The following is a 10,432-nucleotide window of genomic DNA, read 5'->3' as shown; positions in this document are numbered from 1 at the left end:
GTGGCCCGCGTCTCGCTCGCCGCGGGCACCGCGGGGCCCCTGGGCGGCGACGACTACGCGCTGTCGGTCAGGGTGGGCGCGGGCAGCACGTTGGTCTTGCAGGACGTGGCGATGATGCTGGTCCTGCCGGGGGCGACTGGCGCGCGGTCGCGCATGGCCGTCGACATCCGCATCGAGGACGGCGCCACCTTCGTCTGGTGGGCCGAGCCGATCATCGCGGGCCGGGGATGCCGTCACCTCCACGAGATCCGCATCGAGATCGCCCCCACCGCCCGCATGGTGATCCGCGAGGAGACGATCCTGGGCCGTCATGGCGAGGTCTGCGGCGACTTCGCCTCGCGTCTGCGGATCACGCGCGGCGGGCGGCCCCTCTACGACCAACGGCTGTGCGTCGGGCCGTCGGCGGATGGCGCGACCGGTGCCGCGATCCTCGGCGACGCAGGGGCCGCAGGCTCGATCGTCGTGGTGGACCCGGCGTGGGAGGACGGCGCGCCACCCGCCGATCCCTTCGCGGCCACGGCCTCCCGAACCCCCCTGGCGGGCCCCGGCGTCGCCATCGGCGCCGTGGCCCTCGACAGCCTTGCCCTGCGCCGCCACCTGATGCGCGGTCTCGCCAGCCTCGGCGCGCCCTGGGCCCCCTGACACGATAGGAGACGATCATGACCGAAGACACGCACCGTTCCCTCCGCCTCGGCGTCGCCGGCCCCGTTGGCACCGGCAAGAGCTCCGTCATCGCCACGATCTGCCGCCACCTGCGCGACGAGTTCGCGCTCGGCGTCATCACCAACGACATCTATACCGACGAGGACGCGCGCTTCCTGCGCTCCGCCGGCGTCCTGCCCGAGGAGCGTATCCGCGCCGTCGAGACCGGCGCCTGCCCCCACACCGCGATCCGCGACGACGTGACCATGAACCTCATGGCCGTCGAGGACATGGAGCGCGACTTCGCCCCCCTCGACATCGTTCTGGTGGAAAGCGGCGGCGACAACCTGACGGCAACCTTCTCGCCCGCGCTGGTGGACGCGCAGCTCTTCATTCTGGACGTGGCGGGCGGCGGCGATGTGGCGAGGAAGGGCGGCCCCGGTATCGCGCGCGCCGACATGCTGGTCATCAACAAGATCGACCTCGGCCCGCATGTGGACGTAGACGTGGATCTAATGGTCTCGGACGCGACCGCCGCGCGGGACGGCGGCCCGGTCCTTCCGCTGTCGCGCAAGCGCCCCGAAACGATCGAAGCGCTCTGCGACTGGGTCCGCAGGCTCCACGCGGCCCACGCGGCGGGCAAGCATACACCCATTGACCCCGGCCCGATGGCGCCGCACCGCCACGCCCCCGAAGACGGGCACAGCCACGCGCACGGCCATGTCCATTCCCGCGACTGAGGTCGCGCTCAGCCCTCGATCGAGGCGCACTCGATAAGGGTCTCATCACGCAGCGTATCGCGCAGGGTGGCGGTGTCGCCCTGCGTGGCCCATTCCAGCGCGCCCGACACGTAGATCGCGCCCGATCCCGAGACCCTGGAGGCGAAGACGCGCGTGTCATCGTCCACCGGCACCAGCGCCAACGACTCTTCGTCCGAATTGACATAGACCACCGCGAGGGAGTCGCCGTCACCGCACAGATGGCGCAGAACGGTGACGTCTTCCATGTCGAAAGATAGACTCAGCTCGGCATCGGCCCAGGCTGGCGAGGAACCGATGGCGACGAAAGCCAGGAATGAAACTAGGCCGGAACGGGACATGGATGATCCTTTCGAAGACTGGCTATCCAAGGGGAAACGTCCTCCTCGGGAAAGGGTTGCGGATGGAAGGTCCCGTTTCATCCACCTTTCTGCCCGCCGCTGTCGAAAGCGACACGAACGCGGCGCCAGCGGGGGAGCCGCCGAATGAAGCAGACCCTGTCGCGTCATGCATGGTGGGCGATCCATGCGACGCGTATGCTCGTCGCCAGCCTGCTCACGCTCGGCGTCGTCTATGCGCTCGGGCTGACGGTTGAACTGTCGGCGGTCATCAGCGCCATCGTTGCCACCCAGGCCAATATCGGCGGCTCGCTGCGAAAAGCTTTCGAGCAGGGTGCGGGCTCGCTCGCGGGGGCTGCCGTGGCGGCGGTCGTTGCGCTCGTGCTGCAACCGGATGATCCCGGCTCCACGGCCATCGCGCTGGCCATCGCACTCGTGCCGCTTGCGGTGATGGCGGCGTTCTCGGCCGGCTTCCAGATCGCGCCGATCACGGCCACGGTGGTCCTGCTCGGCGCGCCCGGGCTGGAAGTCGGCCCCGAAGTGCTCGCCTTGGAGCGGGTTGGGGGTGTCGCCATCGGTCTCGCCATCGGGCTTGCCGCCGGGATCCTCGTCTTTCCCGCCAAGGCATCGCGCTCCGCCGTCGAGGCCGCGGCGCGTCTTGCGGGCTTACTGGCCGCGCAGATGCGGGCTCTCTCGCCCGACGCGGGTACGGGTGAGGCGGCACTGACCGCGCGCGCAGGCGAGATCCGCAGCGAATTGATGGCGCTGTCGGCTTTTGTCACGGAGGCCGCGCGGGAGAGACGACTCGCCATCGGTAAGTCGCCAGATCCGGATCGCGTCCTCAGGGCCCTGCGCCGGGTGCGCCACGATGTGAACATGCTGCGTCGTGCGGCCCGCGGGGGCGGCGACGACGCTTTGCCGGATGCGCTCGCTGAACCTTGGCGGCGCGCAACCGCCGGTGCAGCAGGCGCACTCGATCAAGTGGAAGCCCAACTCGTCCGTCGGCCGATTTTGGGGCCGCTCGTGCCGCTGGAACCAATCGTGCGCGACTATCGCGACGGGCTCGACGCCATGAGAAGCGCAGGCCGGACCGAAGACCTGTCCACACCAGACTTGGCGCGGCTGTTCGGCATCAAGTTCGCGCTGCGTCAGCTGGAGCGGGACCTTGCGACCCTGACCGATGTCGCCACCGAGATCACAACGCCAGAACGCCACTGGCGGAGGCGATGACACGAAGCAGAACGTTCTGCCTGGGTGCGGCTCCAAGCGACCGCCCGATGAAACCTCCAGCGCGGTCCATGAGGGTCGGCTTGGAGAACGATATTGGAAGCGGATCCGAACCCTGGTGGGATGTCTTGTCTGCATCGTCATCGGCTGACGGCGCTGTTGCCCATATCGGTGATGGGGATTCACTGGGCGTGCGCTGAGGGTTAGCTCGGGGACATGCCAAAGCCTTCCCCGACCCGCTACCGCACGACGAACTGGGCAGACTACAACGCGGCGCTGCGCAAGCGCGGCTCGCTGTCGGTCTGGTTCGATCCCGAAATGGTCTGGCATGCGAAGAAGTCCGGCAAGCGCGGACGGCCCGAGACCTTCTCGGACGCTGCGGTTCAGACATGCCTGACCTTGAAAGTGCTCTTCGGTCTCCCGCTTCGGCAGACGGTCGGGCTGGTCGAGAGCCTGATCCAGATGGCGGGGCTTGATTGGCCGGTTCCGGACTATTCGACGCTGTGTCGGCGGCAGGCGCGGATCGCAGTGCAGGTCCCCTATCGCACCTCGGGCCAGCCGCTGAACCTGTTGATCGACAGCACCGGCATCAAGTTCCGGGGTGATGGTGAGTGGCAGGCTCGAAAGCATGGCCCATCACGCCGACGGCAATGGCGGAAGGTTCATATTGCCGTGGACGCGGGCACCGGGGGTGCGCGCGCGGTCGAGTTCACTTCGAGCCGCCAAGGCGACGGCCCGTTGCTGCCGGCCCTGATGGCGCAGATCCCGCCGGAGGAGGCGATCGACCCGGTCACCGCAGACGGGGCCTATGATACGCGACGATGCCATGGCGCCATCGTCGGCCGAGGCGCCGACGCTGTCATACCGATCCGCCGTAACGGTCGCGCCTGAAAGGAAGACTGTCCCGCTGCTGCCGCGCGAAACGAGGTCCTGTAGGCAACCCGGCGCTTGGGCCGGACGCTCTGGAAGAAGTGGACCGGCTATCACGTCCGAAGTCGGGTCGAGGCCCGGATGAACTGCCTGAAGCTCTTTGGCGAGAGGATCATGTCACGAGACCCCGATCGCTGAAATCCAGATCCGCATCGCCCTCATGAACCGCTTCCCGGCCCTCGGCAGGGCAGAGATCGTTCGTGTGGGATGACGTTCGTTCGTGTGGGATGACGTTATTGGGGAAAGGGGCAGCTACGCCCCAAGCCTGAGTTCTGCATCAGCGCCGCTCGGGCCCCTGCGTTCCGCCGTCGGGGGTGCGACGTTTGCTGCGCCGCGCGGCAGCCGACGGTCTAGGTCGCCCATATCTCTCAGCCCTTGGCACGCTGCAGCATGCCGAACAGGTCGCGGGGATCGTCCGGATCGGCGATGATGTCGAGGTTCTGGTAGAGCCCGCTGTCCTCGAGCCGGTCGCGGAGGTAGCGCAGGGCGGAGAAATCCTCGATCGCGAAGCCCACTCCGTCGAAGAGGGTGATCTGGCGCTCGGAGGTCCGGCCGGGCGCCTTGCCGCTGAGCACCTGCCACATCTCGGTCACGGCGAAATCTTCGGGCATCTGCTGGATCTCGCCCTCGATCCGCGTCTGTGGCGGAAACTCCACGAACACGTCCGAGCGCTTCAGGATGTCGGGATGCAGCTCGGTCTTGCCGGGGCAATCGCCGCCAATCGCGTTGATGTGCACGCCGCTGCCCACCATGTTGTCGGTGAGGATCGTGGCATATTGCTTGTCGGCGGTGCAGGTGGTGATGATCTGCGCGCCCTCGATCGCCTCCTCGGGCGTCGCGCAGGCCGTGACATCGAAGCCGAGTCCGCCGAGATTGCGCAGCACCTTGTCGGTCGCGGCGCGGTCGATGTCGTAGAGGCGCAGATGTTCCACCCCGCAGACCGCGCGCATCGCCATGGCCTGGAACTCGGACTGGGCACCGTTGCCGATCAGCGCCATGGTTCGGGCGTCCTTCGGCGCGAGGTGCTTGGCCACCATGGCGCTGGTCGCCGCGGTCCGCAGCGCGGTCAGCATGGTCATCTCGGAGAGCAGCACCGGATAGCCGGTATCGACCCGCGCCAGCAGCCCGAAAGCCGTGACGGTCTGGAGCCCTTCGCGGGTGTTCTTCGGGTGGCCGTTGACATATTTGAAGCCGTAGACCTCGCCATCCGAGGTGGGCATCAGCTCGATCACGCCCTCGGCCGAATGGCTGGCCACCCGCGGGGTCTTGTCGAACAGCTCCCAGCGGCGGAAGTCCTCCTCGATGTAGCCGACGAGGCCGGTCATCATCTCCTCGATGCCGATCTGGTGGATGAGCTTCATCATGTTCTCGACGCTGACGAAGCGGATGAAGGCGAGCTCGGAGGGTGCGGGTGCGGTCATTGCTGTCTCACGAATGGCTATGGGTGGGGCGGTCGAAGACGCGGCGGCCGAACAGCGATGCGACGAGGTCGACCATCAGCTGCGCGGTGCGGCCGCGCTCATCTAGATAGGGGTTCAGCTCCACGAGGTCGAGCGAGGTCACGAGGCGGCTGTCATGCAGCATCTCCATGACCAGATGCGCCTCGCGGAAGGTCGCGCCGCCGGGGACGGTGGTGCCGACGGCCGGGGCGATGGAGGGATCGAGGAAATCCACGTCGAGCGAGACATGCAGCAGGCCGTTGGCCGCCTCGACCCGCGAGAGGAACTCGGCGAGCGGCGCGGCGATGCCGCGCTCGTCGATCTGGCGCATGTCGATCGCGGTCATGCCGGAGCGGGTAATGGTCTCGCGCTCGGGCAGGTCGACCGACCGCAGCCCGATGAAGCAGATGTTCTCGAACGGCACCGGCGCCGTCGGGGTCGGGAAACCGTCGAAGCCCGGCTGGCCCGTGACGTAGCCGATCGGCGTGCCGTGCAGATTGCCCGAGACCGTGCTTTCGGGGGTGTTGATATCGGGATGGGCGTCGAGCCAGAGCACGAAGAGCGGGCGGCCCTTTGCGGCGGCATGGGCCGCGACGCCCGAGACAGTGCCCAGCGACAGCGCGTGATCGCCGCCCATGAAGACGGGGAACCCCTCCGCCATCGTGATCTGCGCCACATCGGCCAGCTGCCGTGTCCAGAAGATCGTTTCATCGCGCGCATGCACCTTGCCCGCCGGGGCGTTCTCCACCCAGGCCGGGCCGTCGAGATTGCCGCGATCCTCTACACGCCAGCCCAGATCGGCCAGGGTTCCGGCGATTCCGGCGGTGCGATAGGCGTCCGGCCCCATCACGCAGCCGCGACGCCGCTTGCCGCAATCCATGCCGGCCCCGATCAGAATGCAGGTCCCGTCGCTCATGCTCCGGCTCCCCCTGCTTCGGCGCCGGGAATGGCGGCGGTGACGATGACCTCCACGAGCAGGTCCGACCCTGCCAGCCGGGCCTCGCCGCAGGCGCGGGCTGGGGCGTGGTCCTCGGGCACCCAGGCGTCCCAGACCTCGTTCATGGCGTCGAAATCGCTCATATGCGCCAGCCAGACGATGGCCTGGAGCATGTGCGACTTCGACGAGCCGGCCTCTTCGAGCAGCGCCTCGACGCGGGCCAGGCAGTCCTTGGTCTGTGCGGCCACGTCCGGGCCGGCGCCGACCTGCCCGCAGAGATAGACGGTGCCGTGATGCTTGACGATCCGGCTCATGCGGGCGGTGGTGTGGTGTCGTTCGATCATGAATGCTCCATGGATTTGGCGACGGTCTTCGGGGCCGGGCGCATCCCGGTCTCGCGCGGGGCGAGATGGCGCAGGTAGCGCCGCTCCAGCGCCCGGAAGACGCGGGTGATGGCGAAGACGATGACGAAGTAGAGAAGCGCCGCGGTGACGAACCCCTCATAGGCGAGGTAGTAGCGCCCGTTGAGCCAGCGTCCGACGCCGAGGATGTCCTGCAAGGTGATGGTGCTGGCCACCACCGAGCCGTGCAGCATGAAGATGACCTCGTTCGAATAGGCTGGGATCGCACGGCGGAAGGCTGAGGGGAGGACGATCCGGCGCATCCGGGCCGCATAGGAATGGCCCGTGGCGATCGCGGCCTCGACCTCGCCCTTGGGCGTGTCGACGATGGCGCCGCGCAGAAGCTCGGTCGTGTAGGCGGCGGTGTTGAGCGTGAAGGCGATCAGCGCGCACCACCAGGCCGACGACAGGATCGGGTCCCACAGCCAGCTGTTGCGCACCGCTTTGAACTGGCCCGCGCCGTAATAGATCAGGTAGGTCTGCACCAACAGCGGCGTGCCGCGGAAGACATAGGTGTAGGACCAGACCACCGGGTTCCAGACCGGGTGCCTTGCAGCGCGCGCCAGCGCCATGGGGATCGCCAGGACCCCGCCCAAGGCCAGCGCGAGGAAGGTCAGGTTGAGCGTCGTCCAGACGCCGTAGAGAAAGCGGTCGAAATTGCCGGCGATCAGCGACAGGTCGAGCGGGATGTAGGAGAGAAGGTTTTCCATCCTTCAGGCCCTCGCCACGCCGCGGCTGTAGCGCCGGTCGAGCGCCCGCAGCGCCAGGTCGGAAACCGCGGTCAGCGCCAGATAGATGACGAAGGCGGCTGCCATGAAGGTGAAGAGCGCGCCGGTGGACCGACCGGCCGAGAAGGCGTTGTAAACCAGATCCTGCAGCCCGATCACCGAGACCAGCGCGGTGGTCTTGAGCTGCACCAGCCAGTTGTTGGTGAAGCCGGGCAAGGCGTAGCGCACCATCTGCGGCCAGATGATGTGCCGGAAGATCAGGCTGCGCCGCATGCCGCAGGCGATACCGGCCTCGATCTGCCCGCGCGGGATCGACAGGATCGCGCCGCGGAAGGTCTCGGTGAAATAGGCACCGAAGATCACGCCGATGGTCGCCGCGCCGGCCACGAACTGGCTGATCTCGACATAGTCCCACAGTCCGGTCAGCGCGCCGATGGCGTTGACGCTCACCTGCCCGCCGAAAAAGACAAGCATGATCAGGACGAGATCGGGCACGCCGCGCACGATCGTGGTATAGGCCCCGGCGGTGGTGCGGGCCGCCGGGCTGGCGGAGAGCTTGGCCCCTGCGCCCAAGAGCCCCAGCACGACCGACAGCACCAGGGACGCGAGCGCCAGTTCGATCGTGGTCAGGCTTCCGGCCACGAGCTGCGCGCGGTAGTCGAGGATCAGTTCCATCTCGAATGCTCCCAAGGGCAATGCCGGGGGCGCGGGGCGCCCCCGGCACGAGGCGTCACATCCCTTCGGGACGGCCGCCGTAGATGTCGAAGGGAAAATAGGCGTCGTTGATCGCGGCATAGGTGCCGTTCTCGCGGATCGCGGCGATCGCGTCGCTGAAGGCCCGCGCCAGTTCCTCATCGCCCTTGCGGACCGCAATGCCGACGCCCTCGCCATAGCATTCGACATCGATGTGATCGCCATCGAGGAAGGTGTAGTCCGCGCCCTCCTCGGTGCTCAGGAAGCTTTCCTGCGCGATGAGCGAGTCCGACAGCTGCGCGTCGATCCGGCCGAGGGCGAGGTCGCGGAACACCTCTTCCTGGGTGCCGTAAAGGACGATCTCGGCGTCGGGGAAGGTCTTTTCCGCGTAGCACTGGTGCTTGGCGCCCCGCTGCACGCCGACCCGCGCCGCCTCGGCCCCGGCGATCCCGGCGCCGTCGCCGGCGACGTGGATGCCGGGAACGCCCGCGGCGCCCCAACCGTCGACCGCCGGTCGGACCGCCTTCTGGACATGGTCCCAGACATGCTCGACCCCGGCCGAGCGGCTCATATGGGTGGAGGGGACCACGCCTTGATGCGTGAGAAGGAGCGGCGTCTCGATCCGCTGCGCCCGCCCTCGGGAGGTGAAGGAAAAGACGATGCCGCCATCGCTGGCCGTCTCGGCGCGAAAGCCGCTTGCCGCAGGGTGGCGCGGAATGCCTGCCGCGGCGATCCGGCGCAGCAGGCCGAGCCCTTTCCACAATGTCGCGGCATCGCGAAGCCCGCGCGGCAGGTGGCGCGCGGCGCGCAGCAGATCGGTCCGGCGCTGCGTCTCGACCAGCGCCCGGGGCGGGGCGCCCGCATCGATGAGCTGCACCGCCACGAGGTAAAGGAGCGGCCCCGATCCGGCGAGGACGGCCCCCCGGGGCAACAGCCCCGCGCTCTTCATCAACACCTGCGCGGCCCCCGCCGGCATCACCCCCGGCAGGGTCCAGCCCGGAAACGGCACCGGGCGCTCCTGCGCGCCGGTCGCGATCAGCAGCTGCGGCGCCTGGGCGATCCGGCTCACCCCGTCGCGCGACCAGACCACGCGCGGACCGACCTCGACGCGCCAGACCGTGACACCGGTCTCGATGCGGATGCCGTCATGGTCGAGAGCCTCCAGAAGCGCCGCGCCGGCGGCGTAATCCGGTCCCAGCCAAGGGCGATGCTTCGCCGCCACGCCGACATCGCGGTAGATCTGGCCGCCGGGGCGCGGCTGCTCGTCGAGGATCAGCACCCGCGCCCCGCCTCGGGCCGCGGTGGCCGCGGCCGACATGCCCGCGGGCCCGGCGCCGATGATGATGAGATCGGCCTCAGTCATCGCGGCCTCCTTCGAGCGGACGAAGCCCCGCCTGCCGCCGCACCGTCATTCCGTCGCGCACGACGGTCATGCAGGCCTGCGTGTTGGGGCGACCGTCGATCTCGACCAGGCAGTCGAAGCAGACGCCCATCATGCAATAGGCGGTGCGCGGCGCGCCGCTTGCCGTCTCGCGGAAGGCGTCGCCGGACTGTGCCAGTAGCGCGGCGGCGACCGTGTCGCCCGGCCGCGCCGCCACCGGCATGCCGTCGAGCGTCAGCCGCAGGGTCTGCGGCTCAGGCCGCGTCAGAAAGCGCGAAGCGGGTGTCATCGAACATCTCCAGATCGGGTGCCTCGGCCTTGCCTTCGATCCAGTCGGCGAGGGCGGTGGCGTGCATCGGCGCCAGTGTGACGCCGCTGTGACAGGTGACGAGAAAGGCGCCGGGGTGTTCGGGCGCGCGGGCATAGACGGGATAGCCGTCGGGCGTCATCACCCGCAGGCTGCCCCAAGCCCGCACCACCCGCAGATCGGCGAGCGCGGGAAAGACGGCGACCGCGTGGCGCGCCAGGTCGGACATGATCTGCAAACTCTCGTGATCGTCGAAGCCCGCATCGGCCTTGGTGCCGCCGATCTGGATGCCGCCTTCGTTCACCTGCCGGATCGTGCTCGACAGCACCGGCAGCCGGTCGCGGATCTTCTCCGTGATCAGCATCTCTCCACGCTGGGGCCGCACGCGCGTATGGAACCCGAGCTGTTCTGCCAGCTTGGCGGAGCCGAGACCGGCGCACAGGACCACCCGCCCGGCGCGACGCATCCCGCCGCCGTCGAGCGCGAGATCGAACCCGCCGCCGGAGACCGGTGAGACGCGATTGACCCGTGCGCCGGTCTCGATACGGCCGCCGAGCGCCGTTACCGCCCCTCGAAGGGCGGCCAGCAACCGCAGTGGGTTCACATCGCCGTCGAGCGCGCTGTAGGTCGCGCCCGCGACCTCCGGGCCGA

12 protein-coding genes and 1 pseudogene are annotated in these 10,432 nt (G+C 68.5%); 4 read left to right on the top strand and 9 right to left on the bottom strand.

The features are described 5' to 3' along the window. Positions 1 to 642: urease accessory protein UreD (locus tag NHG85_RS15520; protein ID WP_253333961.1), on the top strand; the 642-nt coding region annotated here is incomplete at its 5' end. Between the two features lie 17 nt (positions 643 to 659). Then, positions 660 to 1,382 carry an urease accessory protein UreG gene (gene ureG / locus NHG85_RS15515; RefSeq protein ID WP_253333959.1) on the top strand — a complete coding sequence of 241 codons (723 nt, stop codon included), beginning with the start codon at positions 660 to 662 and terminating at the stop codon, positions 1,380 to 1,382. An 8-nt stretch (positions 1,383 to 1,390) separates the two neighbouring features. On the opposite strand, the gene NHG85_RS15510 is transcribed toward ureG, so the two are convergent. Beyond that, positions 1,391 to 1,741 carry an MliC family protein gene (locus NHG85_RS15510; protein ID WP_253333957.1) on the bottom strand — a complete coding sequence of 117 codons (351 nt, stop codon included), beginning with the start codon at positions 1,739 to 1,741 and terminating at the stop codon, positions 1,391 to 1,393. Positions 1,742 to 1,885: 144 nt separating this feature from the next. Here NHG85_RS15510 and NHG85_RS15505 point away from each other — a divergent pair, with 144 nt between their 5' ends. After that, positions 1,886 to 2,968: an FUSC family protein gene (locus NHG85_RS15505; protein ID WP_253333955.1), complete on the top strand. Its 1,083-nt coding sequence runs from the start codon at positions 1,886 to 1,888 to the stop codon at positions 2,966 to 2,968. Positions 2,969 to 3,181: 213 nt separating this feature from the next. After that, positions 3,182 to 4,106: pseudogene (locus NHG85_RS15500) on the top strand (IS5 family transposase). A 157-nt stretch (positions 4,107 to 4,263) separates the two neighbouring features. Here the strand turns inward: NHG85_RS15500 and ocd are convergent. From ocd to NHG85_RS15460, 8 genes are all read right to left on the bottom strand, one after another. Continuing rightward, positions 4,264 to 5,316 (bottom strand): ornithine cyclodeaminase, encoded by a 1,053-nt coding sequence (ocd, locus tag NHG85_RS15495; RefSeq protein ID WP_253333953.1) that lies wholly within the window; start codon positions 5,314 to 5,316, stop codon positions 4,264 to 4,266. A 7-nt stretch (positions 5,317 to 5,323) separates the two neighbouring features. Further along, on the bottom strand, positions 5,324 to 6,250 hold the full coding sequence (gene rocF, locus NHG85_RS15490; RefSeq protein ID WP_253333951.1) for an arginase: 927 nt from the start codon (positions 6,248 to 6,250) through the stop codon (positions 5,324 to 5,326). Next, positions 6,247 to 6,615 (bottom strand): RidA family protein, encoded by a 369-nt coding sequence (locus tag NHG85_RS15485; protein ID WP_253333949.1) that lies wholly within the window; start codon positions 6,613 to 6,615, stop codon positions 6,247 to 6,249. Before NHG85_RS15485 ends, rocF begins: the two co-directional genes overlap by 4 nt. Next, positions 6,612 to 7,382: an ABC transporter permease gene (locus NHG85_RS15480; RefSeq protein ID WP_253333947.1), complete on the bottom strand. Its 771-nt coding sequence runs from the start codon at positions 7,380 to 7,382 to the stop codon at positions 6,612 to 6,614. The genes NHG85_RS15485 and NHG85_RS15480 overlap by 4 nt, the downstream gene beginning before the upstream one ends. 3 nt (positions 7,383 to 7,385) lie before the next feature. Further along, positions 7,386 to 8,075 carry an ABC transporter permease gene (locus tag NHG85_RS15475; RefSeq protein ID WP_253333945.1) on the bottom strand — a complete coding sequence of 230 codons (690 nt, stop codon included), beginning with the start codon at positions 8,073 to 8,075 and terminating at the stop codon, positions 7,386 to 7,388. 55 nt (positions 8,076 to 8,130) lie between these two features. Further along, a complete protein-coding gene (locus tag NHG85_RS15470) occupies positions 8,131 to 9,456 on the bottom strand; it encodes an FAD-dependent oxidoreductase (protein ID WP_253333943.1) in 1,326 nt (441 codons plus the stop codon). Further along, positions 9,449 to 9,763: a (2Fe-2S)-binding protein gene (locus NHG85_RS15465; RefSeq protein ID WP_253333941.1), complete on the bottom strand. Its 315-nt coding sequence runs from the start codon at positions 9,761 to 9,763 to the stop codon at positions 9,449 to 9,451. The genes NHG85_RS15470 and NHG85_RS15465 overlap by 8 nt, the downstream gene beginning before the upstream one ends. Then, on the bottom strand, positions 9,729 to 10,432 hold a 704-nt coding region (locus NHG85_RS15460; protein WP_253333939.1), incomplete at its 5' end, for an NAD(P)/FAD-dependent oxidoreductase. The genes NHG85_RS15460 and NHG85_RS15465, both read right to left, overlap by 35 nt.

This window comes from Limimaricola litoreus, assembly GCF_024159025.1.
Lineage (GTDB): Bacteria > Pseudomonadota > Alphaproteobacteria > Rhodobacterales > Rhodobacteraceae > Limimaricola > Limimaricola litoreus.
This window is presented reverse-complemented; position numbering and strand designations above follow the sequence as displayed.